This is a genomic window from Flavobacterium sp., assembly GCF_034111225.1.
GTDB lineage: Bacteria > Bacteroidota > Bacteroidia > Flavobacteriales > Flavobacteriaceae > Flavobacterium.
In genome coordinates this window covers 13,282-37,684 of sequence record NZ_JAWUXR010000002.1, presented here as the reverse complement: position 1 = coordinate 37,684, position 24,403 = coordinate 13,282, and the positions used below count along the sequence as shown (strand labels likewise).

Genomic DNA, 24,403 nt, shown 5'->3' with positions numbered 1-24,403 from the left:
AAAAAACATGTTCGGAATACATACTGAATTCAACAGCAATAAAAGAAAAGAAAGCATTATAAATGACGTCCTTACTCGTGAACAAAAAAGTCACGGAGTTCTAAACGTTCATCGTATAAATGAAAAAAATGTTGGTGACTATTATTGTGCACCACATTTATATTTTGATGAATTAAAGGATAAAAAGTTAGATATTTCTGATTTTAGATCAATTTTCAAAAAGAAAACTGATAATTGGATTAGTCAAATATCTAATAACGACCTAATACTTGGTGGCGGTGGATTATTAAACATTAAGCATTTTAAAATGCAAATGGAACTTTTTGAAAAACTAGCTTCAAATGGTAAAAAAATTGTCATTTGGGGAGCTGGACACAATGAAATTAATTTAGATGATTATCATAAAAACCAGAAATACTGGATTGATGTTAATAAATTTGGGTTAGTTGGAACAAGAGATTTTAGTTTCCCTGGTGAATGGATTCCTTGTGTAAGTTGTTTAAATCCTGTTTTCAACAAAACACATACTGAAGAGTATGAAGTAGGACTATTATTTAATGCAAAATCCATTAAAGATGATAAGCTTATTAAAAAACTAGAAAAATACCCACAATCTTCAAACACAACAAATTTAGAAGAAATGATAAACTTCATTGGTAAATGTGAAACTTTAGTTACTAATAGTTATCATGCAATGTATTGGGCTATTTTAATGGAAAAGAAAGTGGTTTCCATTCCAGCAACATCTAAGTTTTTTGATTTTAAATACAAAACTCCTATAACTTCATTTGAAGATTTTGAAAATGAAATTAAAAATGCAACAAAGTATACTGGTGTACTTGAAGAATGCAGAGAAATAAATTTAAAATTTGCTGATAAAACATTTGATTACTTAAACTTATAACGATGTCTGAAGATATAAATACCGAAGTACATAACGCCTACGAAGTCATTAAAAATGGCGGAATTATCCTATACCCTACTGACACCGTTTGGGGAATTGGCTGTGATGCATCAAATGAGGAAGCTGTAGCTAAAGTTTATGCATTAAAACAACGTGAAGAAAGCAAAAGTATGATTTGCCTTATGAATAGCGAAAAAATGGTTTATGCTGTATTTCCAAAGATTCCTGAAGTAGCATGGGAACTTTTAGATTTATCTGAAAAACCAACTACTTTAATTTTAGATGGCCCTAAAAATGTCGCAAAAAATATTATTGCAGAAGACAACACACTTGCGATACGTATTGTAAAAGAACCTTTTTGTTATAAATTAATGGAACGAATGAAAAGACCATTGGTTTCAACATCGGCAAATATTTCTGGAATGTTTACCCCAAAAACTTTTAAAGAAATTAGTCCCGAAATTTTAAAAGGTGTAGACTATGTAGTAAATTTGCAAAGAGATAAAGTTTGCAAAAATCCTTCAACAATAATAAAGTTATCATTAGATAGCCAAGTGAAGATAATTCGCAAGTAATTAATTTGAAATAGGGTTTGAAAGTATAAAAATTGCTTTTCAAATTTAATATTTTTCAAATTTTCAAATTGAAATATGAATTACACAAAAGCACTTACAAATCCTATATTTGAAATAATATCACAAGCTGGTAATGAGTTGAACCTTGATTGTTATGTTATAGGCGGATTTGTTAGAGATCATATATTAGAGCGTGATTTTAAAAAAGATATCGATATTGTTGCAGTGGGCAGTGGAATTGAATTGGCTTTAAAAGTATCTGAATTATTACCCAACAAACCAAAAGTTCAAGTTTTTAAAAACTATGGAACTGCAATGTTGCGTTATAAAGAAATTGATGTTGAATTTGTTGGAGCTCGTAAAGAAAGCTATCAATCTGATAGCAGAAATCCTATAGTTGAAAACGGAACTCTAAAAGATGACCAAGACCGCAGAGATTTTACCATAAACGCAATGGCTTTTTCATTGAATAAAACAAATTATGGAGATTTAGTTGATCCTTTTGGCGGAATTGAAGCACTTAATAACAAGATCATAAAAACTCCATTAAATCCAGACATTACATATTCTGATGATCCCTTACGAATGATGCGTGCAATTCGTTTTGCTACGCAATTAAATTTCAAGATTGAAGAAGAATCATTAAATGCAATTACTAAAAATAAGGATCGATTAGCAATTATTTCTGGTGAACGAATTGTAGACGAACTAAATAAAATTTTAGAAACACCAAAACCATCTGTTGGCTTCTTATTATTATATAAAACTAGCCTTTTAGATATTATTTTACCTGAGTTAACTGCTTTAAACCAAGTAGAAGAAATTGAAGGTCATACGCATAAAAACAACTTTTACCATAGTTTAGAAGTAGTTGATAATATTTGTCCGAATACAGATGATGTTTGGTTACGCTGGGCTGCACTATTACATGACATTGGAAAAGCACCAACAAAACGATTCAATAAAAAACAAGGTTGGACTTTTCACGGACATGAATTTTTGGGAGGAAAAATGGTTAAGAAAATTTTCCAACGCCTGCATATGCCATTAAATCAAAAGATGAAATTTGTACAAAAAATGGTTGTCATGAGTTCCCGACCAATTGTTTTATCTGAAGATATTGTTACAGATAGCGCCGTAAGAAGATTAGTATTTGATGCCGGTGAAGATGTTGAAAATTTAATGATACTTTGTGAGGCTGACATTACTACCAAAAATCCTCATAAATTTAAAAAATACCATAAAAATTTTGACATTGTACGACAAAAAATCATAGAGGTTGAAGAGCGTGATCATGTTAGACAATTTCAACCACCAATTACTGGAGAAGAAATTATGGAAATGTTTAATTTAAAACCTTCACGCGAAATTGGAACATTAAAAGAAGCTGTAAAAGAGGCCATTTTAGAAGGAGAAATACCAAATGAATATGCTGCTGCTTTTGATTTTGTTTTGAAAAGAGCCGAAAAAATGGGATTGAAAAGAGTTTAACTTTTCATTTAACATTTGTTAGATTAAGAGTTTATAATAATAGAATTATTTTTGTAAAAAATTACAATGAAAAACAATAAATCGGTCATAATTTGGTTACTATCAGGTTGTGTTTTATTATTTATAATGGTAATGGTTGGTGGAATAACTAGGCTAACTAATTCTGGTCTTTCCATGACCGATTGGCATTTAGTAACCGATACTTTTCCTCCTTTAACTGAAGAAAAATGGGTTGATGCTTTTGAAGAATATAAGAAATTTCCAGAATATCAAAAAATAAACATCCATAACGATTTTACATTATCTGATTATCAATTCATTTACTTTTGGGAATGGTTCCACCGTTTTATTGGTCGAATTATTGGAATGGTGTTTTTTATTCCTTTTGTATATTTTTTAATTAAGAAAAAGTTAGATAAATCTACAATTAAGAAATGTATTGTTTTATTGCTAATGGGTGGATTTCAAGGTTTTCTTGGTTGGTACATGGTGAAAAGTGGATTAATTGACAATCCAGATGTAAGTCATTATCGTTTAGCACTTCACTTAACTTTTGCGTTTATTACGTTTGCATATACACTTTGGGTTGCATTGGATTTAATCTATCCTACAAAAAATGAAGTCTTTACTTCACTTAGAACAATTGCTCGCATTGCATTAGTAATTTTAATTATTCAAATTATTTATGGCGGATTTGTAGCTGGTTTAAACGCTGGTTTAATTCATAACCATTGGCCTTTAATGAGTGATGGACAATTTATTCATGATAGTGTTTTTATTGAACAATCTTCTTTATTAAAAAACTTTACCGAAGGAAAAAGTGGCGTTCAATTTATACATAGAACGTTTGCTTATGTTGTAGTAGCGATGATGGTTTTATTATATTTTAAAAGCAAAAAATATTCATTAAACAGTTTACAGCAAAAAGGAATTAATACTTTACTATTGATAGTTTTAATACAATTTACATTAGGTGTTTTCACATTGTTATTTCACGTTCCACTTTGGTTAGGGTTAGCACATCAATTAGTAGCTTTTGTATTGTTAAGCGCAATGGTTTTTACATTACATAGATTGAGCAAATAGATTTCAGACTATATTGTCACATAATTTTGATTCAAAAAATGAATGTCAAAATTAAACAAAAAAGATAAGTTTTTAGACTTGTCAGATTACGGAAGAGGTTTTGGTAGATTTTTAGCTAATCAATTAAAAGACACAAGCTTCACTCCTATTCATGTAACTTTATTATTTGGAGTTTCTGGCTTAATTGCTGTTTATTGTATTTTAACAAATCATTACATCTTAGCTGCCTTTTTTATTGTTTTAAAGTCTGGAATTGACGCTGCTGATGGAGAATTAGCTCGATTAAAAAAAACGCCATCTTATTCTGGCCGCTATTTAGATAGTATTTTTGATATTTTTTTAAATTTCTTCTTGTTGCTAGCAATTTGGAGAGTAACAAATTCTCCTTTTTGGTTGATGTTGCTTGCTTTTTTTTGCATTCAATTACAAGGAACTTTGTATAACTATTACTATGTGATTTTAAGAAATAAGTCGATTGGTGGAGATACTACAAGTAAAATTTTTGAATATAAAACTCCAAAAGCTTTACCTGTAGAAAGCCAGAAATCAGTAAATATTTTATTTAAAATTTATACAATCGTTTATAGTGGATTTGATTTAATCATTCATGTATTAGACTCAAATGCTTATAAAGTAAAAACCTTTCCTAATTGGTTTATGACTATTTTATCGCTTTATGGATTAGGATTCCAATTATTGCTAATTGCAGTTATGTTGTCAATTGGATGGATCAACTTCATTATTCCATTTTTAATAATTTACACCCTATTAATTCTGCTTTTAATTTTAATTAGAAAAAGCTACATCAAATAATTTCTTGTAACATTTTATTCGTTTAATCGTTTTAACTATAAATGAACAATATCATGAAAAGCATTTACATTAGTATTATACTTCTTCTTTCGGTAAATATTGGAAATACGTGTAGTATGTACAAAATTACCAAAAACGGTAAAACTTTCGTTGGTTGTAATCATGATGCTTGGTTAACAACACCTCATATCTGGTTTGAAATAGGCTCATTAAATTCACCATATGGAGCAGCTTTTACAGGTGCAAGATATGATGGTGAAAATGGTTATGCACCACAATCTGGAATGAATGAGTATGGTTTGGTATTCTCAAGGCTATCATCGTATCATCCTGAAATAAAAAATCTAAATAATAAACTTAAAATAACGAACCCAACTTTCTATCTAAAAGATATTCTGCACATTTGTAAAACTGTGGAAGATGTAAAAAGATATATTGAAAAATACGATCAAAGTTATTTTATAGAAGATGTATTCATTTATATTGATAAAACAGGAAAATATATTATTGTAGAACCTTATAAAATAATTGAAGGTAATGACGCTAGCTATGTTTTATCAAATTTTTGTCCATCTATTACTTCAAAAGATAATGCAAATAGATTAGAACGTTATAAAAATGGAGTTGCTTTTTTAGACAACAAATTAGAAACAAATTTAGAGTTTTGTAAAAAAGTATCGGATACAATGCACGTTTGTAGAGATAAAGTTGGCGATGGTACGCTTTTAACTTCTATTTGGAACAATAATGATGGAACTGTAAACCTATACTTTTATCATAATTATGAGAAAACCGTTCAATTTAATATTAAAGAGGAATTAGCAAAAGGGAATCATATTTTGAAAATTGATACACTATTTCCAAAAAATAAAGAATTTGAAAACCTAGCTACTTATAAAATCCCTCATAATAATAATTCAATTCGATTCTTTCTGCTTTTTAGTGGTTTATTTTTTATAGTGAGTTCTTGTTATTTTTTAATAAATTATTTTAGAACCAAAAACAGAAATAAATATAATTATATTAAGCTATTTATAGTACCATTTGGGTTTCTACTATTCTACTATATGTTTATTTTGAATACAAATATTAATATATTTTACTTTTCCGCACCATACTACGATTCGTATAATTCCTTAATAAGCATGGCTTCATACCTTCCATATGTATTACTTGCTGTAATAATTCCTTTACTGGTAATTAATTGCAAAGTTATAAAAGAAAAATATTGGAGTAAACTAGCTATTGCAGTTCTAACTACTAATAATTTACTTTATTTAATATTGATAGGATTTTTTATCTATTGGAGATTTTATTTTATTTTTTAGTTAACCAATCCAGCTTTTAAAATCTTGTACTTTTTCTCTACTTACAATTACTTCATCCGCTTTATAAGTTGGTAAGATTACTTTTAAGCGAGAATTAGTATGCACTTGAATTTCTTTTATAGATTGCAATGGAATAATGAACTTTCGGCTAATTCTATAAAATGAATCAGGATTCAATTCTGTTTCTAGTTGTTCTAGGCTACTATCTAAAAGATAATCTCTATTATCAACTGTATGTAGATAAGTTCCTTTATTTTTACTGTAAAAGCACTCTATTTCATCAATTGCTATCACTTTAATTTGATTACCTATTTTAACCGAAAAACGATTTTTATATTCTTTTTGTACAGGGTTAACCAACATTCTTTTAATTGCTTCAAAATCTAAACCTGCAACTGCATTTTTTTGAAATTGGTTTTGAAATTTTGAAATGGAAACCTCTAACTCGTCTTCATCAATTGGTTTTAATAAATAATCTACACTATTTAATTTAAAAGCTCTTAAAGCATACTCATCATAAGCTGTAGTAAAAATAATTGGACTTTTAACAGTTACTTTATCAAATATTTCAAACGATAAACCATCAGACAATTGTATATCTAAAAAAATCAAATCGGGATGTAAGTTTTTTTCAAACCAATTAATTGATTCTTCTACAGAATGCAATAAGGTTTTAATGTTATAACCCAGTTTTTCCAATTTTCGTTGTAACAATCTCGCTGCTGGCTTTTCGTCTTCGATAATAATGATATTCATTAGTGCTTCTAAATTAGATTATTAAAAAGTTATTCCCACTTATTTTGTTGGCGTTCTTTTTCCATGAATTCTTGTATTTTACGTTCTTCCCAGTTTTTTCCGAAAATAAATTCCGGAACAAAAACAGAAGCTGCATGTGCTGTTAAACCAACTCCCCAAAAGAATAAAGTTGTGAAATTATGCCATTGAAAATAACTTTCGCCTGCATCTAAATTTTGAATATTTATAATTACAATCATTATATTTATTATAACATAAACCATTGCATGTGTATAAAATCCTTTAATTCGTTTAACTCTTTTTACAGCTAAATCGTATCTTTCTTGTTCGTGTATATTATTTTTCATCTTATTTCCAGTTTTGTTTATTATTATTTTCTTCTTCCTTTAAAAATTCATTTAGTTTCTTTTCTTCCCAAGTTTTTCCGTAACCAAATACAGCAAAAGCATGAAAAGACAATCCCAATCCCCAACCTAACATTGGAAACCAAAACCACTGAAAACTCGTTGTTCTATAATTTATAAATATTAAAAAAGGAATTACTAAACAGTAAGACAGTAAATTTGAATAAAATCCTTTCAATTCTTCAACTCTTTTCTTTGCTCTAAAATAAGCGTTTTCTTCGTTATAACTATTTGTTATTTCCATGATATTTAATTGTTTTGTAAGAATTGGCAACTTAATTTTAAAGATGTTTTCGTTCTCTAATATTGCTACATTTCTTGTTGTTATTATTGCGTATCTATCTACTATATTTTGTAAACCAACACCTTTTCTAGTTTGTAAAGTTTCTTTCTTTTGTAAATTATTTTCAACAACAAGCTGATTATCTTCCATGTAAATTTTAACATGCAACGGTTTTTGTTCGCTTACCACATTATGCTTTATAGCGTTTTCCAATAAAAGTTGTAATGCTAATGGAACTACTTTTGCTTCTGTCATTGCGATATTTGAAGCAACCTCAAAATCTTCAGGTAATTCAAAAGTGATACTATTTTCAAATCGCATCTTTAAAAGATTCATGTATGTTTTAGCAAACTTTAGCTCTTCTGCAACAGAAACTAATTCTTTATCTCTTTGTTCCAAAACGTATCTATAAATTTTAGATAACGATGTTGTAAATTTTTGAGCATTTATTGGGTTTTCTTCTATTAAAGAACTCAGTACATTTAAACTATTGAACAAAAAATGAGGATCTAATTGATTTTTTAAACTTTCAAATTGAGCAGAAGCATTACCAGCTATTATTTTTTCTTGCTTGACTCTATTTTCTTGATACGCTTTGTAGAAATAAACCAAATGAATTAATAAAGAGACAATAATAGTTATTACTAATGCCACAACATAATTAGATGGAGATTCGTTTCTTAAAAATTCCTCAAAAGTTTTGTTTTCAAAAACTACATCCTCAAAAATTCTTAGAAAAAAAATAGCAATTCCAGAGATAAGAAAAGAAGCTAAAAAACCTATTATTAAACGCTTTAAATGAAACCTGTTTTTTTCAAAATATTTATCTAATTGAATAAAAACAATTGCATTTACAAAATATAAAACTACACTATACAATAATGTAAAAATGAAATTCCATTTTAAAGCATCAGGTGCTGGAAATTTTTGACTTATAACTAAGTTAATTAATTGTAATACAATAAAAATTACTATTCCTATTAATCCTGCTTTAAGTACTTCTTTTCTTATTTGATGCATCATTATTTACAATTTTGTATTGCTTTAGTAGCTTTATCAATCCCCCAAGTTGGATGGAACTTTGATTCTGGTTTAAAGTTAGCAAAAAGTTCTATGGATTTAGCAATTTGTTCGCACATTGGTTTTGTGTCCTGTCCAAAATACTCAGCCATTCCTATTTCAAATTCAGCTTTACTTAATACAACTCTTGGATTGTTCGGAGCAATTCCTTCGGCCATTTTATAGATATTTAAAACAACTGCTGATAATTGCCTACCATTTGCTAAAGGATCATAAACTATTGATGCAGTATGAATCATAGCTTGTAATACTAAAACCTCAGGATCATCTGGCAAAAATTTATTTACTTCATCTTGAGCTTTCTGAGCTTTTTGAATAAACAAATTCATCTCCTTAAAGTCTTTAGTTTTAAAAGCCAATGTTGTATTAATTAAAGAAACGTAATAGCTAGGTAAAACACTTTTCTTTTCAACTAATGCAATTTTTTCAAACTTAGCAATTGCTTCATTAGAATTTCCATCTTGCCAAGTTGTTAATGCATCTTGCATTTCTTTTTCATAATTAGTTTGAGACCATAAAGTCGAAACTAATAATAGAGTAATAAATGTGATAATTTTTGTCATAATATTTTACTTTTATTGTTGTTTGATGATTCAAAAGTCCAAAATCTAATAATCATTTAAAATTTACTTTTACCCAACTGTCGAAAAATCAGGATGAATTGAAAATTTATTAAAAATGTGTAATTCATAATTTATAACTCGTAATTAATAATTACTTTTGTGTTTCCTAAAATTTCAAAAAAATGATATATAAATTTAGAGTTATACTCGATGCAAAAGAAGATATTTTTAGAGATATTGCAATAGAGAAAGAAGCAACTTTAGAAGATTTACACAATACAATTGTTAATGCCTTTGGATTTGACGGTTCAGAAATGGCATCATTTTATACCTGCGATGACGAATGGAATCAAATGGATGAAATTCCGTTATTTGATACAGGCGATGTTCCAGGCGAAACACGTATTATGAATAACTTTATACTAGAAGATAATTTAGATAAATACGAATCTAAAATAATTTATGTATACGACTTTCTTAATATGTGGACATTCCTTGTAGAGCTAGCTGCTATTGAAGAAAAAGAATCTGGCGAAACATATCCTGCATTGTTATTTTCTCATGGGGAATTACCTGAAGAAGCTCCAGATAAAAAATTCGAAGCAGAAGGTAACGATTTAGATGACGACGATGAAGATTTAGATATGTTTGAAGGAGACGATAGTTTTGAAGACTATGGGTTTGAAGAAAACTGGAACTAATCTTTGAGAAAAGAAAAACTAATTACATAATATCAATCCTATTTTGAACCAAGATTAAGAGATTTCTTTTATCTTGGTTCTTTTTTCTAACAATTATATAAAATGATAAACTTATTTAATACACATATAGAAAACCTTTCTATTCATAGAGTTGGAAATAAAAGTAGAAATGAAGCTTTATTTTTATCTGAACAACCATATGGTTTAAATGATGAAATAATGCCATTGTTAAAGGAATACTTCTTTAAACCTTTTAGAGATAAAGAAGAAAACTATTATCAGTTTGCTCATGAAGTAGATTTAGAATACAACGATATGTATAATTTAGCTACAGAACTTTTCAATAACCCTAGCGAAATTCATAATATATCTAAAAAAATTACCAAACATTTATTTGAGCAATCAAATCATCCACACATTAAAAATGGTGAAGTTTATGTAACTTATTTTACAAATGTTTCAATAGACAATAATGTTGTAGATGCTATTGGAGTTTTCAAAAGTGAGATTCAAACAGATTTCTTACAATTTGAAGAGAAAGAAAGTAATTTAGAAATGGTTTTACAACAAGGAATCAACTTAAACAAGTTAGATAAAGGTTGTATTATTTTCAATCATAAAAAAGAAGAAGGATATAAAATCTTAACTGTGGACAGCAATCGTTATGACGCTCGTTATTGGTTAGAACATTTCTTATCTGTAGATGCTTTTCAAGATGAAAACTTCATGACTAAGAAGTATTTAAAGTTCTGCCAAGATTTTGCAAAAGAAGTAGTTTTACCTGCAGAAGACAAGCAGCAAGAAGTTTTGTTCATGAATAGAGCAATTAATCATTTTGCAAAAAATGATTCATTTGAAGAAACAAACTTCTTAAACGAAGTAATGGAAAACCCAGAGTTTATTCCTGAGTTTAAAAATTACAAAATTGACAAAGGCGAAAAATACAGCATTGAAGATGTTACTAATTTTCCAATTGCCAATAATGCAGTTACCGATATTAGAAAAAAAATAAAAAATGTAATTACATTAGATACTAATGTACAAATTAAATTAGATTTTGTTAATTCTGATAGTGCTGAAAAGTTTGTAGAAAAAGGATGGGATGAAGAAAAACAAATGTACTATTACTTGGTTTATTTTAATAAAGAACAAAAATCTTAATTATAAAAACAACCAATTATAAAAAGGTCTTTTTAACATTTTTATAAAAAAAGTAGTAAAAAAATAGTAAGTTCAATAATAAACACTACATTTGTTGAAATTACATTAAATTATTAAAATGAATAAAGGTACAGTAAAATTCTTTAATGAATCAAAAGGTTTTGGTTTCATTATCGAAGAAGGAACAAACAAAGAACATTTCGTACACATCTCTGGAACGATTGATGAAATCCGTGAAGGTGATGAAGTTGAATTTGATTTACAAGAAGGTAAAAAAGGTTTAAATGCAGTAAACGTTAAAGTAATCTAATACTTACGCATAATCTTACAAAATCAAGCTCTGTTTCTAACAGGGCTTTTTTTATTCAAAAAAATTAGAACATAAAAAAACTCCTAAGAAAATCTTAGGAGTTTTTTATTTATGTAGAATTATCTATTTAATTAAGATAATGCAGCTTTAACTTGATCAGCAGCTTCTTGAAATTGAACAGCTGATAAAATTGGCATTCCAGAATTATCAATTAAATCTTTTGCAATTTCTGCATTTGTTCCTTGTAAACGTACAATAATAGGCACCTTAATAGCATCTCCCATGTTTTGGTAAGCATCTACAACTCCTTGAGCAACACGGTCACATCTTACGATACCACCAAAAATGTTAATCAAAATTGCTTTTACATTTGGATCTTTTAAGATGATACGGAAAGCCGCTTCAACACGCTTAGCATCAGCAGTTCCACCAACGTCTAAGAAGTTTGCTGGTTCAAAACCTGCATACTTAATTAAATCCATAGTTGCCATTGCAAGACCAGCACCGTTAACCATACAACCAACAGTTCCGTCAAGATCTACATAGTTCAAACCAACTTCTTTAGCTTCAACTTCAATAGGATTCTCTTCTCTAATGTCACGCATTTCAGCAATTGCTGCTTGTCTATATAGTGCGTTATCATCTATATTAACTTTAGCATCAACAGCCATTATTTTATTATCTGAAGTTTTCAATACTGGATTGATTTCAAACATCGAAGCATCTGAAGCAATATAAGCATTGTACAAAGAAGCAACAAACTTCACCATTTCTTTAAAAGCATTTCCAGAAAGACCAAAATTAAAAGCAATTCTTCTTGCTTGGAAACCTTGTAAACCAACAGATGGATCAATTTCTTCTGTAAAAATTAAATGTGGAGTATGCTCAGCAACTTCTTCAATATCCATTCCACCTTCAGTAGAATACATAATCATGTTTCTTCCTGTAGCTCTGTTTAATAAAACAGACATATAAAACTCTGAAGTTTCACTTTCTCCTGGATAATAAACATCTTCAGCAACTAATATTTTGTGCACTCTTTTTCCTTGAGGAGGTGTTTGAGGCGTAATTAAATCCATACCAATAATTTGACCTGCAATTTCAGCAACTTGGTCTAAATTTTTAGCTAATTTAACTCCTCCACCTTTACCTCTTCCACCTGCGTGGACTTGAGCTTTTATAACATGCCAACCTGTTCCAGTTTCTGCAGTTAATTGTTTTGCTTTAGCAACAGCTTCTTCAGCATTGTTAGCAACGTAACCACGTTGAATGCGGACACCATGACTTGCTAATATTTCTTTACCTTGATATTCGTGTAAATTCATAATTGTAATACGTTTATCTTTATTAAAAAGTGTCACAAAAATAACAAACTAATTTCTATTTGGCTAACAATTTTACTTTTATTTGAATTGAGAATTTAGTTATTAAATCAATACTTAGAATCAAAAAAATAGAATTGTTTTATTTATAACATTTTGTTATTAATTGTTAATGTTTGTTATAATTATTTCAAATTAAGGTTTTTAAATCTAATTTTGTAAAAAATATAATAAAAATGGACAATGCAATTTTAACCCAATTAACAAACCAATTTGGGAGCCCTCTCTATGTGTATGATGCTGAAAAAATACAAAGTCAGTATTACAGATTAACTAAAGCCTTTAGCAAAGTAGAAAGCTTTAAGATTTATTATGCTGTCAAGGCACTTTCTAATGTTTCCATTTTAAAAGTATTAAAAAAGCTTGGATCAGGATTAGACACTGTTTCAATTGAAGAAGTACAATTAGGATTACATGCAGGATTTGAACCACATGAAATTATCTATACCCCTAATGGTGTTTCACTTCAAGAAATTGAATTGGTTGCTAAATTAGGTGTTCAAATAAACATTGATAATCTTTCTATTTTAGAACAATTTGGCACAAATCATCCCAATATTCCAGTTTGCATAAGAATAAACCCCCACGTAATGGCTGGAGGAAATGCAAATATATCTGTTGGTCATATTGATAGTAAATTTGGGATTTCCATTCATCAAATTCCTCATTTACTTAGAATAGTTGAGAATACTGAAATGCATATTAACGGAATTCATATGCATACGGGTTCAGATATTTTAGATGTTGAAGTATTTTTATATGCTGCCGAAATTTTGTTTGAAACCGCTAAAAACTTTAAAGACTTAGAGTTTATTGACTTTGGAAGTGGCTTTAAAGTACCTTATAAAAAAGACGATATTGAAACGGATGTAGAAGAATTTGGAAAAAAGCTAACGAAACGCTTCTTAAGTTTTGAAAAAGAATACGGAAGACCTATTACTTTGGCTTTTGAACCTGGAAAGTTTCTTGTAAGTGAAGCAGGTGTTTTTTTAGCAAATGTAAATGTGGTTAAACAAACAACCTCAACCGTTTTTGCAGGAATAAATTCAGGGTTTAATCATTTAATTCGCCCTATGCTTTACGGCTCACAACATCATATTGAAAACATATCTAACCCTAAAGGAAAAGAACGTTTTTATACGGTTGTAGGCTACATATGTGAAACAGATACTTTTGCTAACAATAGAAGAATAAACGAAATCCACGAAGGTGATATTCTTTGTTTTAGAAATGCTGGTGCGTATTGTTATTCTATGGCTTCAAACTATAATTCGAGAGTAAAACCAGCGGAAGTACTTTGGTTAAATAATGAAGCTCATTTAATTAGACAAAGAGAAACTTTTGAAGATATTTTAAGGAATCAAATTGAAATAGATATTGCTACTAATTCAAAAATCCCAGTTTAGTTTTAGTTAAGAGAAAGCCCTTAAATTATTAAGGGCTTTTTTGTTGGAATTTTTTTTCTGTATAATACTTTATTCTAAAGATACCTTCTTTTTCGTCATTAAGGTAAAGAATTGAATTTACAGTTTTAACCTTTCTATTGTTATAATAAATATCCGTCTTATTTAATTTTGGATAAACAGTGAATATTGAATCATGAAACCTGAAGTTATCTTCATTAGCACCTTCTATAGTTTTCCAATCAGGAGTAACTTTTCTTAATATAAATTTATCAATAGAATCAGTTTCTAAATTAAAATAAACACGCCTTTCTGAAAAACCTAATTCAGGATTATATCTAAATTTTAAATATTTAAGTTTTGAATTTATGAAAAAGTTTTTTTGAGGAACTAAACCATCATTTAAATAAACAAACTCTTTTGCTTTATATTTTTTTATCGAATCATAAAATTCGTTTTCAAAATCCAAATCAAGATTGTCATTTGAAAATTCATTACAACTTATAAAAGTAAATATGAATAAAATTAAAAAAATAAAATTTCTAAAAACCATAACTTAATTCTTTTTCAAAATCTCTTCAAGCAATAGTGCTTCTGTTCCATTAGGGTATGTAATTCTTAATAGCTGAGATAATGTAGGTGCAATTTGTGTAATGTCTTTTTTATCAAAAGATTCCCCTTTTTTAATTCCTTTACCGTAAAAAATTAGCGGAACATGGGTATCATACGTATAAGGCGTTCCGTGAGTAGTTCCTGTAGTTGCATATTCAATATAACCTGGTTTTTCTAAGATTACAATATCTCCATTTTGAGTAGGGTCATATCCTTTTGCAATAAAATTTAAAAAATAATCAGCTCCAGATGAAGCTAAAATTTCTTCTTCAGTATAAACACGTTTTATGAATTTTTGAGTATATAAAAACGTTTTAAAAGCTTGTTTAACTGCGTCTAGTTTCAAGCTTTTCTTAGTCAGTGAATCTCTATCAAAAAACAAATTAAAGTTTGAATAATTCTTCACTACATCCACACCAAAGGTTTTGACTGAAAATTCACTTAAATCCTTTTCAAACTTTTTAGTGTTTATATTATCTACATCGTATTTATTATCTTTTAAATAAGTAACATTTTCTGCACCTGCATGATCTGCAGTTAAGAATAATAAGTAGTTGTCTTTTCCCACCGATTTATCTAAGTAATTTAAAAAATCGGCAATTGTTTCATCTAAACGCAAATAAGTATCTTGAAGCTCAATTGATCTTGGTCCAAGAATATGTCCAATATAATCTGTTGAAGAGAAACTCATCGTTAAGAAATCGGTAACATTATCTTTTCCTAAACCTTCTTTTTCAATAGCTCTTTTAGCAAAATCAGCAACTAAGTTGTTTCCAAAAGGACTTGCTCTTAAAACACCTGCGTCATTATTTTCATACATTTCCTTCATGTTATACGGAAAGAATGGTGTTTTTTTATACAATTTACCTTCATATGGGTTATTATCGTTTAAACTCTCGTTATAAACACTTTTATCTTTTAATAAACTCCAACCTTTTTCTAAATACGGTAAATAATTTTTCTCATTATTAAAAGAAGTAACCCATGTTGGCAATTCTTTTCCATAAAAAGTACTAGAAATAAAAGCACCCGTTTTAGAATACCAAAATGCCCAATCTGCAAAATGCCCTGCTGGTAAAATAGCACCTCTATCTTTTAAACTAATACCAATAACTTTACTTTTAAAATTAGTTGCTAATTTTAACTCATCAGTAATTGTTGTGGTTTGTAAATTTTTAGGCGACATTTTCCCTTCACTTTCTGTTCCATCACCAATAGTCACAACATTAGCATCATCTGTACAATACATTTCAGTTTGCAAACTTTTATTGAACCATTCATTTCCTACTATCCCATGAACAGCAGGAGTTGTTCCTGTAAAAATAGAGGCATGACCAGGACCAGTATAAGTTGGCATATAGTTATAATGTGTATTTTGAAAAGTATAACCATTTGCCATTAACCTTTTGAATCCGTTTTCTGAAAAATCATCTGAAAAGCGGTATAAATATTCTGTTTTCATTTGATCGACAACAATTCCAATTACTAATTTTGGTTTTTGTTGAGCATGACTATTTAAAATACCTACTAAAACAAATAATACAACTAACTTTTTCATCTCTTTAATTTAAAATACAAAATTAGAACTTTAGACTTGAATCGCTCATACATATTAGAAATAAAAAAGAAGCTATTTAGCTCCTTTTTTATTTTTTTTTGGTTTATCACTTAATAAATTCATATTGTAAGCAACAACTCTATTATCATAATAAATATATAATTGTTTTAAATTATTTTTATCCTTCCTTGTGAAAATTGATATATCACACTCCAATCCTGTATTGTCTACACATAAAAATGAAACCACATTTCCTTCTTTAGTTTCTTTTTTATCATAATACTTTACAATATTAAACAATTGAAGCGCTTCAGAATAAACTACAATTCTATCTTTATCCGCATCTAAAACAACAATCATTTCTGACTTTTGAAATTTTGACCAAACGCTCCAAACTCCAAATTTTGTTTTCTCAGTAACCATAAAACCAGTAGTTTTAAATCGGTATTGTTGTGCTTGTGCAACACTAAACGATAAAAATAAAACCAAAAATAAATATTTAATATTTTTCATCTTCTTAATTTAAAAATCAAATTTAATCATTTGAGCTTTAGCTTGATTGAATTCTGTAATAACGTTATTCACAATTATTTCCACAGGTAAAATATCATGAATTAATCCTGCTATTTGACCAATTTCTAACTCTCCGTCTTCTAAGTCTCCTTCAAACATTCCTTTTTTAGCTCTAGCTCTACCTAATAATTCCTTTAACTCTTCAGGTGAAGGACATTTTGTATATAATTCTTGAACTTCGTTAAAAAATTTATTTTTAATTAAACGAACAGGAGCTAATTCTTTTAAAGTAAGCATTGTATCGCCTTCATTTACCTCAACTATTGTTCTTTTGAAATTATCGTGAGCGCTAGATTCTGTTGAAGCAGCAAAACGACTTCCCATTTGAACACCATCAGCACCTAAAGTCATAGCAGCTAACATTCCTCTTCCTGTAGCAATACCACCAGCGGCAATTAACGGAATTACAACTTGCTCTCTAACCATAGGGATTAAAGTTAAAGTTGTAGTTTCATCTCTACCATTATGTCCTCCAGCTTCAAAACCTTCAGCAACAATTGCATCTACTCCAGCATCTTGAGCTTTTAAAGCAAATTTTGTACTACTCACTACATGGACAACAGTTATTCCATTTTCTTTTAAAAAAGGGGTCCATGTTTTAGGGTTTCCAGCAGAAGTAAAAACAATCTTAACTTCTTCTTCAACCAAAATTTGCATGATTTCTTCAATGTTTGGATACAACATTGGTACATTAACTCCAAAAGGTTTATCAGTAGCTTTTTTACATTTTTTAATATGTTCTCTAAGTACTTCTGGATACATTGAACCAGCACCAATTAATCCAAGTCCGCCAGCATTACTAACTGCACTTGCCAATTTATATCCTGAATTCCAAATCATTCCACCTTGAACAATTGGATATTTTATATTAAATAATTGAGTAATTGAATTCATTTTATTGCTTCATTAATTTCCCCCGCAAGATACTATTCTTAGAAATAAATTCATACAAATAAACACCAGAAGTCAAACTTGAAACTGATATTCCTTGATCATTATTAATGACCTCATTTTGCAAAACCTTTTGACCTAAATTGTTGTACAGAACAAGCTCACCTTTTAAAGTATTGTTTGTTGATTTTAAAAATATAATTTCATTTGAAGGATTAGGATAAATAACTAAATTAGTTTCTCTTAATTCTTCTGCAGAAAGCGCATTATTCAAAGCCAATTCAAAATCAGGAACTCCATATCCTTTAAATTGGTCAGGTGTTGCGTATTGATCTGCAGATTGTTTTATAAAATTCATTATTTGAGTATTAGTCATATTAGGCACAGCTGACCAAAATGTAGCCACCATTCCTGCCATAATAGGGCTTGAAAAAGAAGTTCCACTAGAAGTAGTAATTCCACCTGAAGTATCACTAACAGTTGCATTTTGCCCTTTCGCACAAACATCAGGTTTAATTCTTCCGTCAAAAGACGGCCCAATTGAACTAAAACTCGCATAGGTTTCAGTACTTGTTACAGCACCAATAGTTAATACATTAATAGCATCCGCTGGAATTGAAATATGAGGTTCTGAACCATTTCCATCATTACCTGCGCTAATAACACAAATCATTCCTCTTGTATAGGCAACATCAGCACCACGAGATGCAAAACCAACTAATCCGGTTCTATGTGAATAATTATAACTATAGTTTGGGTTATCATAAGTAGAATAGCCTAAAGAAGAGTTAATAACATCAACACCTAAACTATCAGCCATTTCCGCTGCCTCAACCCAATATGATTCTTCTACCGGATTCTCTGAATTTACATCTTCTGTAATAAACAAATAAAAGCTTGCGTCTGGAGCTGTTCCAACTAATTGACCATCTACATAACCTCCAATAGTAGAAAGCACATTGGTACCATGATTATGACGAGAATAAATATTAGTATCTCTATCGGGAAAATTATATCCACCTAAAATTAAATTATTATCCCTCAATCTCTGAAAAGATGAAGCCGTATTAACACCTGGAAAACCAGCATCTAAAATTGCTACAATTTTACCTTGACCCGTATAATTTGATTGATGTAACAAATGTCCGTTTAACATTTCAATTTGATTTGCCGAATTTCCGTAATTGAATGTTGTAGCTAATTCTGATTGCTTACTAATATTTTTACTTTTATTTGAACCTGAAACTCTTCCACCTGGATTTAAAGAATGATTTGCAAAATCAATATAATCTATAAATGAAAAGCCTGTTAATGTTTGAATATCTACTTGAGTTCCTCTAATATGTAAAGCGTTTAACCATTTTGATTTTGCCATAACTGTAATTCCGGTTGCAGCAGTAATTTGGTCAATATAAGTTTGCTCTACAGGAGCATCAACAACATCTAAAGCAATTCCTTGAGTGGTTCTTCTATCTAATGCTCTTTGCGAAAGCATATCTAAAGGATTAGATAAATAATAAGGTGAGTTTGGTTTATCATTAAAATAAACCCAAGCATCTTCAATTTGTGCAGAAATTGTGATTGAAGTAAATAAAAAGAAGAAAAGTAGTTTTGTTTTCATTTTCTAGATATTGGTAACCCAAATATATGAAATTTAAAAACTACTTATTACATAATCGTAAAATAGAGGAATACACCATAAGAAAACAGCAGTAAAACTCCTTCTTTAAAACTTAGGCTTCCTCTTTTTGGCAAGAGTACCATTGGTAAAATAAAAAAGGCAAAACCAAGCATCCAATAAATATCTTGTTGAATAATTTGAACATCTACATGTTCTATTGGCTTTATAATAGCTGTTACACCTAAAACACTTAGAATATTAAAAATATTAGAACCAATAATGTTACCAACAGAAATATCATTTTCTTTTTTAATAGTAGCAATTATAGATGAAGCTAGTTCTGGCACACTTGTTCCTATTGAAACTACAGTAATTGCAATTATTCTTTTACTTACACCTAAATTTTCAGCCAAGTTAACAGCACCTTTGACTAATAATTCTGATCCAGCCCATAATGAAACTCCCCCTAAAACTAGAAACAAACCTATTAATTTTATAGACATATTAGTTTCCGGAACTTCTTCAACTTTAACTTGTATCTTTTTATTCTTTCGAATTAAGAAAATTAAAAAGAGTACCAAAACAATAATAAAAATAATTCCTTCTACTCTACTTAAAACTCCATCAATTATTAAAAAAACGAATAAAAGAGTGGAAGCAAACATTTTCACCGGCCAATCGGTTACATAAAAACTATTATCAACCTGAACAGCGTTGATTAGTAAGATTATACCTAAAACCAATCCAATATTACCTATATTAGAACCAACTACATTACCAATTGCAATATCAGGAAAACCAGAAAGTGCCGCTTGAATACTTACTATCATTTCTGGTGCAGACGTTGCAAAAGAAACAACTGTCAGTCCCACAATAATTTTAGAGATTTTTAATCGCATTGAAAGTCCAACTGCTGCTTTTAACAACCAGTTTCCACCAAGAATTAAAAGCAATAAGCCAGAAATTATATAAAGAAAATTCATATTTTTTTTAAGATATTACACCGCTACCTAATACCTCGTCGTCGTCTTGCCAAGCAACAAATTGCCCTTCTGTTATTGCAGATTGTGGTTCGTTGAAACGAACATACATTCCGTTTTCAAATTGGTATAAAGTTGCTTTTTGCAAAGGTTGTCTGTAACGAATACGTGCCATAACTTCTCTTGACTCACCATTTTTTAGTGTTAAATCTTCGCGAATCCAATGAACTTCTTCATTTTTAACAAAAAGTGTGTTTTTAAATAAACCTGGATGACTAGCGCCTTGACCCGTATAAATGATATTTTTATCAACATCAGTTTCAATCACATAAAGCCCTTCTTTTGTACCGCCTACATTTAATCCTTTGCGTTGACCTTTTGTGAAATAATGAGCTCCTTGATGTTTTGCCATTATTTTTCCTGGTACTTGTAAATAATCAATTTTTCTAGATTCAAATACTAGTTCTTCTTCAAAATAATTAAACTCAGGTTTTTTTTCTGAATAAACAGAAGCATCAGCAGGAATATCAATTATAACTCCTTCTTTTGGTTGTAGTTTTTGTTGTAAAAATTCGGGCAAACGTACTTTTCCAATGAAACAAAGACCTTGCGAATCTTTTTTCTCGGCAGTTATTAAATCTAATTTTGTTGCAATTTCTCTAACTTCAGGTTTAGTCAATTCGCCAATTGGAAACAATGCTTTAGATAATTGTTGTTGTGATAATTGACAAAGAAAATACGATTGATCTTTGTTACCATCTTTCCCAGCCAATAATTGAAACAGTTCTTTTCCTCCTTTTTCAATTGCTCCTTTACGGCAATAATGCCCTGTTGCAACATAATCTGCACCAAGAGATTCTGCAATTTTCATGAATACCTCAAACTTAATTTCGCGATTACATAAAACATCTGGATTTGGCGTTCTACCTTGTTCATACTCTTTGAACATGTAATCGACAATCTTTTCTTGATATTGTTCTGATAAATCAACCGTTTGAAAAGGAATTCCTAATTTTTCGGCAACTAATAATGCGTCATTACTATCTTCTAACCACGGACATTCATTTGAAATTGTCACGGTATCATCGTGCCAGTTTTTCATAAAAAGACCTATAACTTCATAACCTTGCTCTTGCAATAAATATGCAGCAACGCTTGAATCTACACCACCTGAAAGCCCAACTACTACTCTTTTCATTTTATTCTTAATCTTTTTTCTTCATTTCTGAAGGAACCATTTCGCCTTTTTCGTTTTTGATATACTTAAAGGTCTTACTGTTTGGTTTAGAAGCGTTTTCTTTATCAATCACCTTCCCATTTTCATACGTTTCCCAAATCCCAGTTCTTATTCCTTTTTTATATTGTCCTTTTAAAATCAAATTTCCTTCACCATCATAAAAAAGTGCATTCCCATGTAAATCTCCATCTTTATAATTAGATTTTTCAATTAACTTACCGTTTTCAGCATTCTTTACATATTCTCCATCTAACACACCTGCTTTATAATTTGACTGTTCCGCTAAAATATTATTCCTATAAAACACTTTTTTTAAACCGTCAAGCTTTCCGTTTCTATAATACTCCAGAGACATAATATCTGAACTTTCAAAATGATAATACTTCCAAAGTCTCTCAGGTAATTTATTTACTAAAGTTCCTTCACTTACAATATTATTTTTTTGATCGTAGAAGATAGTATAACAACTTCCATCACCTTTAGAAAAATCTCTTATAGCAATAAGAGTACCTGCTTTAGTGTCATCAAAATATTTAAATATCCCAAGCTCTTTTCCACTTTTGAAAATACCTTGGTATCTTGGTCGTTTAGATTCTTCGTAAGTTCCTTTCCAAAGACCTTCACGTTTTCCATTCGAATCGAATTGATTTGTTTTTTCTTGAGCAAATAAAATTATTGCAAAAAACAGAAAAATTACAGTTAAACTCTTTTTATTAAACATCATTTTTAATTTATAATTTATATACATTTCTTATACCGAAAAAATATCAAATTTTAATATTTCAAATCTTTAAGAATATTTTAATATTTGTTCATATCTATTTTTGTTTATCTTTTTGTAAATTTGGTTAAACAAAAATAACTAATTATGAAAAACATAACAAAATTAATCAAATTAACTTTATGTGTCGCTACAATGGCCATAATGTTTTCATGTTCAGATGACGATTCTACACAAAACAATTCAATTTCCGGAATTGCATCTAGAAACTCAGACTTAACTACTTTAGTTGAAGCACTTGATCGAGCAGATTTAGTACAAACATTAGACCAAAGTGGAAATTACACTGTATTTGCACCTACAAATGCAGCTTTTAGTACTTTTTTAACTGCTAATGGTTTTGCTAGCATAAATGATGTACCCGTTGCTACATTAAAAGAAATATTGCTTAATCATGTTATAAATAGTGTAAACTATTCTACTGATTTATCGACTGGATATGTAAAAACATTAGGTAAAGGAAATGCTTCAACTACAAATACTTTAAGCATGTATATAAGCTTAAATTCTGGCGTTACTGTTAATGGTATTTCAGTTCGTTTAAATGGAGTATCTAGTGTAACTGCAGCAGATATAGAAGCTTCTAATGGAGTCGTACATGTAGTTAATGCCGTTATTGGATTACCAACAGTTGTAACTCATGCCACAGCAAACCCTAACTTTAGCTCTTTAGTAGGAGCATTAACAGGAAGTGGACAACCTGACTTCGTTGGAATACTTTCTGGAACTACAAACTCACCATTCACCGTTTTTGCCCCATCAAATTCAGCTTTTACAGCTTTTGAAACAGAAAATCCAGGAACATTAGCAAGTTTAACAACTGCTCAATTAACTTCAGTATTAAGCTACCATGTTGTTACTGGAGCAAATGTTTTATCAACAGGAATTCCTACTACACCAATTACTACTTATGAAAGTGGAACTTTTACAATAGTTGGAATTCAAATTACTGATGAAGCTGATAGACAAACGGATATTATAGATGTTGATATACAGTCATCAAATGGAGTTATTCATGTAGTAGAAAACATTCTTTTACCTACTTTATAATCCATCAAATAAACTTATATAAAAAAACGCTCATTTTATGAGCGTTTTTTTTATACACCTAATTCTATTGCTTTTTGATTAGCAGCATAAAGAGCTTCAGAAATATTGTCGTTTAAGTTGTATTTATTAAATATTGCTAAAGCGGCTTCAGTAGTTCCGCCTTTAGAAGATACTTTATCAATCCATTGTTGATGAGATTCTTTACTTCTATTTTGTAGTTGAACAGCTCCTGTGAAAGTTTGACCTACTAAAAATTCAGCTTCAGAAGTTGAAAAACCTAACTCTATTGCTGACTCTACCATAGCATTCATAAAATAATATACATATGCTGGTCCGCTACCTGAAATAGCAGTTGCGGCATTAATCATTTCTTCCTTATCTACGTAAATAGATTTCCCAGTTGTATTGATAAGATTTTGAACTATAAATAAATCCTTTCTATCTATATCTGAAGAAGCGCAAAATACTGTCATTCCTTGCCCTATTTGAGTTGGAATATTTGGCATTGAACGCACCACTTTATTTACATCAAATTTATCTTGAATGGATTGCATTGAAATACCAGCCATTACAGATAAAATAATATGCTCTTTAGTTACAAACGGTTTAATTGAACTAGCTAAAGTTAAAAAATCTTGAGGTTTTACAGCCAAGATAATAATATCAACATCAAAAATAGATTTTGAAGGTTCTGTATAGAAATTTGATTTTTCAACTGAAAAACGTTTCTTTTTTTCAACTTCACTTCTATTTAGGACAATAACATCTTTTGAACAAATAAAGCCAGAGCTAGTAAAGCTACTAGCGTAAGTTTGCCCCATGTTTCCAAATCCTATAATTAAAACTTTCATAAGCATTTA

The 24,403-nt window shown here is 29.5% G+C and carries 25 protein-coding genes; 11 read left to right on the top strand and 14 right to left on the bottom strand.

From position 1 onward, the window contains the following. Positions 1 to 7: 7 nt before the first annotated feature. From UXY25_RS00460 to UXY25_RS00435, 6 genes are all read left to right on the top strand, one after another. Complete coding sequence (locus UXY25_RS00460) at positions 8 to 904, top strand: polysaccharide pyruvyl transferase family protein (RefSeq protein WP_320814027.1); 897 nt, start codon at positions 8 to 10, stop codon at positions 902 to 904. Positions 905 to 906: 2 nt separating this feature from the next. Then, positions 907 to 1,479 carry an L-threonylcarbamoyladenylate synthase gene (locus UXY25_RS00455; protein ID WP_320814026.1) on the top strand — a complete coding sequence of 191 codons (573 nt, stop codon included), beginning with the start codon at positions 907 to 909 and terminating at the stop codon, positions 1,477 to 1,479. Between the two features lie 75 nt (positions 1,480 to 1,554). After that, positions 1,555 to 2,970, top strand: coding sequence for a CCA tRNA nucleotidyltransferase (locus UXY25_RS00450; RefSeq protein WP_320814025.1), 1,416 nt, complete (start codon positions 1,555 to 1,557; stop codon positions 2,968 to 2,970). 66 nt (positions 2,971 to 3,036) lie between these two features. Further along, positions 3,037 to 4,056, top strand: a complete 1,020-nt coding sequence (locus UXY25_RS00445; protein WP_320814024.1) for a COX15/CtaA family protein — start codon at positions 3,037 to 3,039, stop codon at positions 4,054 to 4,056. 42 nt (positions 4,057 to 4,098) lie between these two features. Further along, entirely contained in the window at positions 4,099 to 4,869 is a 771-nt protein-coding gene (locus UXY25_RS00440) for a CDP-alcohol phosphatidyltransferase family protein (RefSeq protein ID WP_320814023.1), read from the top strand. 53 nt (positions 4,870 to 4,922) lie between these two features. Beyond that, positions 4,923 to 6,197, top strand: a complete 1,275-nt coding sequence (locus UXY25_RS00435; RefSeq protein WP_320814022.1) for a hypothetical protein — start codon at positions 4,923 to 4,925, stop codon at positions 6,195 to 6,197. On the opposite strand, the gene UXY25_RS00430 is transcribed toward UXY25_RS00435, so the two are convergent. Genes UXY25_RS00430 through UXY25_RS00415 form a run of 4 tightly spaced genes read right to left on the bottom strand, consistent with a single transcriptional unit; the run spans position 6,198 to position 9,283 of the window. After that, positions 6,198 to 6,953: a LytTR family DNA-binding domain-containing protein gene (locus UXY25_RS00430; protein ID WP_320814021.1), complete on the bottom strand. Its 756-nt coding sequence runs from the start codon at positions 6,951 to 6,953 to the stop codon at positions 6,198 to 6,200. Between the two features lie 29 nt (positions 6,954 to 6,982). Next, complete coding sequence (locus tag UXY25_RS00425) at positions 6,983 to 7,300, bottom strand: 2TM domain-containing protein (RefSeq protein ID WP_320814020.1); 318 nt, start codon at positions 7,298 to 7,300, stop codon at positions 6,983 to 6,985. Position 7,301: 1 nt separating this feature from the next. Next, on the bottom strand, positions 7,302 to 8,660 hold the full coding sequence (locus UXY25_RS00420; RefSeq protein WP_414601353.1) for a 2TM domain-containing protein: 1,359 nt from the start codon (positions 8,658 to 8,660) through the stop codon (positions 7,302 to 7,304). Between the two features lie 2 nt (positions 8,661 to 8,662). Beyond that, positions 8,663 to 9,283: a hypothetical protein gene (locus UXY25_RS00415; protein WP_320814018.1), complete on the bottom strand. Its 621-nt coding sequence runs from the start codon at positions 9,281 to 9,283 to the stop codon at positions 8,663 to 8,665. A 182-nt stretch (positions 9,284 to 9,465) separates the two neighbouring features. Between UXY25_RS00415 and UXY25_RS00410 the strand changes: the two genes are divergently transcribed. The 3 genes from UXY25_RS00410 to UXY25_RS00400 all read left to right on the top strand — a co-directional run bounded on the left by UXY25_RS00410 (position 9,466) and on the right by UXY25_RS00400 (position 11,455). Continuing rightward, positions 9,466 to 9,984 (top strand): IS1096 element passenger TnpR family protein, encoded by a 519-nt coding sequence (locus UXY25_RS00410; RefSeq protein ID WP_320814017.1) that lies wholly within the window; start codon positions 9,466 to 9,468, stop codon positions 9,982 to 9,984. A 102-nt stretch (positions 9,985 to 10,086) separates the two neighbouring features. Further along, on the top strand, positions 10,087 to 11,145 hold the full coding sequence (locus UXY25_RS00405; RefSeq protein WP_320814016.1) for a nucleoid-associated protein: 1,059 nt from the start codon (positions 10,087 to 10,089) through the stop codon (positions 11,143 to 11,145). Between the two features lie 118 nt (positions 11,146 to 11,263). Continuing rightward, a complete protein-coding gene (locus UXY25_RS00400) occupies positions 11,264 to 11,455 on the top strand; it encodes a cold-shock protein (protein ID WP_264559210.1) in 192 nt (63 codons plus the stop codon). A gap of 131 nt (positions 11,456 to 11,586) precedes the next feature. Here the strand turns inward: UXY25_RS00400 and sucC are convergent, their stop codons facing one another. After that, positions 11,587 to 12,780, bottom strand: a complete 1,194-nt coding sequence (sucC, locus tag UXY25_RS00395) for an ADP-forming succinate--CoA ligase subunit beta (RefSeq protein ID WP_320814015.1) — start codon at positions 12,778 to 12,780, stop codon at positions 11,587 to 11,589. A 233-nt stretch (positions 12,781 to 13,013) separates the two neighbouring features. Between sucC and lysA the strand changes: the two genes are divergently transcribed. Continuing rightward, entirely contained in the window at positions 13,014 to 14,243 is a 1,230-nt protein-coding gene (gene lysA, locus UXY25_RS00390; RefSeq protein ID WP_320814014.1) for a diaminopimelate decarboxylase, read from the top strand. Positions 14,244 to 14,271: 28 nt separating this feature from the next. Here lysA and UXY25_RS00385 read toward each other — a convergent pair whose 3' ends face one another. The 8 genes from UXY25_RS00385 to UXY25_RS00350 form a co-directional block, all read right to left on the bottom strand. Then, complete coding sequence (locus UXY25_RS00385) at positions 14,272 to 14,793, bottom strand: hypothetical protein (RefSeq protein ID WP_320814013.1); 522 nt, start codon at positions 14,791 to 14,793, stop codon at positions 14,272 to 14,274. Positions 14,794 to 14,796: 3 nt separating this feature from the next. Beyond that, positions 14,797 to 16,410 carry an alkaline phosphatase PafA gene (gene pafA, locus UXY25_RS00380; protein ID WP_320814012.1) on the bottom strand — a complete coding sequence of 538 codons (1,614 nt, stop codon included), beginning with the start codon at positions 16,408 to 16,410 and terminating at the stop codon, positions 14,797 to 14,799. Positions 16,411 to 16,482: 72 nt separating this feature from the next. After that, positions 16,483 to 16,923, bottom strand: a complete 441-nt coding sequence (locus UXY25_RS00375) for a hypothetical protein (RefSeq protein ID WP_320814011.1) — start codon at positions 16,921 to 16,923, stop codon at positions 16,483 to 16,485. 9 nt (positions 16,924 to 16,932) lie between these two features. Further along, the gene (locus UXY25_RS00370) at positions 16,933 to 17,877 is read right to left on the bottom strand and encodes an NAD(P)H-dependent flavin oxidoreductase (protein ID WP_320814010.1); all 945 of its coding nucleotides are present in this window, start codon (positions 17,875 to 17,877) and stop codon (positions 16,933 to 16,935) included. 1 nt (position 17,878) lies between these two features. Then, on the bottom strand, positions 17,879 to 19,495 hold the full coding sequence (locus UXY25_RS00365; RefSeq protein WP_320814009.1) for a S8 family serine peptidase: 1,617 nt from the start codon (positions 19,493 to 19,495) through the stop codon (positions 17,879 to 17,881). 47 nt (positions 19,496 to 19,542) lie between these two features. Beyond that, positions 19,543 to 20,478: a calcium/sodium antiporter gene (locus tag UXY25_RS00360; RefSeq protein WP_320814008.1), complete on the bottom strand. Its 936-nt coding sequence runs from the start codon at positions 20,476 to 20,478 to the stop codon at positions 19,543 to 19,545. Between the two features lie 7 nt (positions 20,479 to 20,485). Then, entirely contained in the window at positions 20,486 to 21,673 is a 1,188-nt protein-coding gene (gene mnmA / locus UXY25_RS00355; protein WP_320814007.1) for a tRNA 2-thiouridine(34) synthase MnmA, read from the bottom strand. Between the two features lie 7 nt (positions 21,674 to 21,680). Next, the gene (locus UXY25_RS00350; RefSeq protein ID WP_320814006.1) at positions 21,681 to 22,436 is read right to left on the bottom strand and encodes a hypothetical protein; all 756 of its coding nucleotides are present in this window, start codon (positions 22,434 to 22,436) and stop codon (positions 21,681 to 21,683) included. 144 nt (positions 22,437 to 22,580) lie between these two features. Between UXY25_RS00350 and UXY25_RS00345 the strand changes: the two genes are divergently transcribed. Then, positions 22,581 to 23,543 (top strand): fasciclin domain-containing protein, encoded by a 963-nt coding sequence (locus UXY25_RS00345; protein ID WP_320814005.1) that lies wholly within the window; start codon positions 22,581 to 22,583, stop codon positions 23,541 to 23,543. A 50-nt stretch (positions 23,544 to 23,593) separates the two neighbouring features. Here UXY25_RS00345 and proC read toward each other — a convergent pair whose 3' ends face one another. Further along, positions 23,594 to 24,394 (bottom strand): pyrroline-5-carboxylate reductase, encoded by an 801-nt coding sequence (proC, locus tag UXY25_RS00340; protein WP_320814004.1) that lies wholly within the window; start codon positions 24,392 to 24,394, stop codon positions 23,594 to 23,596. Between the last annotated feature and the right edge of the window lie 9 nt (positions 24,395 to 24,403).

What these genes read in the sequence shown, in the direction of transcription:
- UXY25_RS00410 (WP_320814017.1), top strand. Translation starts at nt 9,466, where the DNA reads ATGATATATAAATTTAGAGTTATACTCGATGCAAAAGAAGATATTTTT.
- proC (WP_320814004.1), bottom strand. Translation starts at nt 24,394, where the DNA reads ATGAAAGTTTTAATTATAGGATTTGGAAACATGGGGCAAACTTACGCT.
- UXY25_RS00385 (WP_320814013.1), bottom strand. Translation starts at nt 14,793, where the DNA reads ATGGTTTTTAGAAATTTTATTTTTTTAATTTTATTCATATTTACTTTT.
- UXY25_RS00435 (WP_320814022.1), top strand. Translation starts at nt 4,923, where the DNA reads ATGAAAAGCATTTACATTAGTATTATACTTCTTCTTTCGGTAAATATT.
- mnmA (WP_320814007.1), bottom strand. Translation starts at nt 21,673, where the DNA reads ATGAAAAGAGTAGTAGTTGGGCTTTCAGGTGGTGTAGATTCAAGCGTT.
- UXY25_RS00375 (WP_320814011.1), bottom strand. Translation starts at nt 16,923, where the DNA reads ATGAAAAATATTAAATATTTATTTTTGGTTTTATTTTTATCGTTTAGT.
- UXY25_RS00365 (WP_320814009.1), bottom strand. Translation starts at nt 19,495, where the DNA reads ATGAAAACAAAACTACTTTTCTTCTTTTTATTTACTTCAATCACAATT.
- UXY25_RS00450 (WP_320814025.1), top strand. Translation starts at nt 1,555, where the DNA reads ATGAATTACACAAAAGCACTTACAAATCCTATATTTGAAATAATATCA.
- UXY25_RS00445 (WP_320814024.1), top strand. Translation starts at nt 3,037, where the DNA reads ATGAAAAACAATAAATCGGTCATAATTTGGTTACTATCAGGTTGTGTT.
- sucC (WP_320814015.1), bottom strand. Translation starts at nt 12,780, where the DNA reads ATGAATTTACACGAATATCAAGGTAAAGAAATATTAGCAAGTCATGGT.
- UXY25_RS00420 (WP_414601353.1), bottom strand. Translation starts at nt 8,660, where the DNA reads ATGCATCAAATAAGAAAAGAAGTACTTAAAGCAGGATTAATAGGAATA.
- UXY25_RS00360 (WP_320814008.1), bottom strand. Translation starts at nt 20,478, where the DNA reads ATGAATTTTCTTTATATAATTTCTGGCTTATTGCTTTTAATTCTTGGT.
- pafA (WP_320814012.1), bottom strand. Translation starts at nt 16,410, where the DNA reads ATGAAAAAGTTAGTTGTATTATTTGTTTTAGTAGGTATTTTAAATAGT.
- UXY25_RS00430 (WP_320814021.1), bottom strand. Translation starts at nt 6,953, where the DNA reads ATGAATATCATTATTATCGAAGACGAAAAGCCAGCAGCGAGATTGTTA.
- lysA (WP_320814014.1), top strand. Translation starts at nt 13,014, where the DNA reads ATGGACAATGCAATTTTAACCCAATTAACAAACCAATTTGGGAGCCCT.
- UXY25_RS00400 (WP_264559210.1), top strand. Translation starts at nt 11,264, where the DNA reads ATGAATAAAGGTACAGTAAAATTCTTTAATGAATCAAAAGGTTTTGGT.
- UXY25_RS00455 (WP_320814026.1), top strand. Translation starts at nt 907, where the DNA reads ATGTCTGAAGATATAAATACCGAAGTACATAACGCCTACGAAGTCATT.
- UXY25_RS00370 (WP_320814010.1), bottom strand. Translation starts at nt 17,877, where the DNA reads ATGAATTCAATTACTCAATTATTTAATATAAAATATCCAATTGTTCAA.
- UXY25_RS00425 (WP_320814020.1), bottom strand. Translation starts at nt 7,300, where the DNA reads ATGAAAAATAATATACACGAACAAGAAAGATACGATTTAGCTGTAAAA.
- UXY25_RS00460 (WP_320814027.1), top strand. Translation starts at nt 8, where the DNA reads ATGTTCGGAATACATACTGAATTCAACAGCAATAAAAGAAAAGAAAGC.
- UXY25_RS00440 (WP_320814023.1), top strand. Translation starts at nt 4,099, where the DNA reads ATGTCAAAATTAAACAAAAAAGATAAGTTTTTAGACTTGTCAGATTAC.
- UXY25_RS00350 (WP_320814006.1), bottom strand. Translation starts at nt 22,436, where the DNA reads ATGATGTTTAATAAAAAGAGTTTAACTGTAATTTTTCTGTTTTTTGCA.
- UXY25_RS00415 (WP_320814018.1), bottom strand. Translation starts at nt 9,283, where the DNA reads ATGACAAAAATTATCACATTTATTACTCTATTATTAGTTTCGACTTTA.
- UXY25_RS00345 (WP_320814005.1), top strand. Translation starts at nt 22,581, where the DNA reads ATGAAAAACATAACAAAATTAATCAAATTAACTTTATGTGTCGCTACA.
- UXY25_RS00405 (WP_320814016.1), top strand. Translation starts at nt 10,087, where the DNA reads ATGATAAACTTATTTAATACACATATAGAAAACCTTTCTATTCATAGA.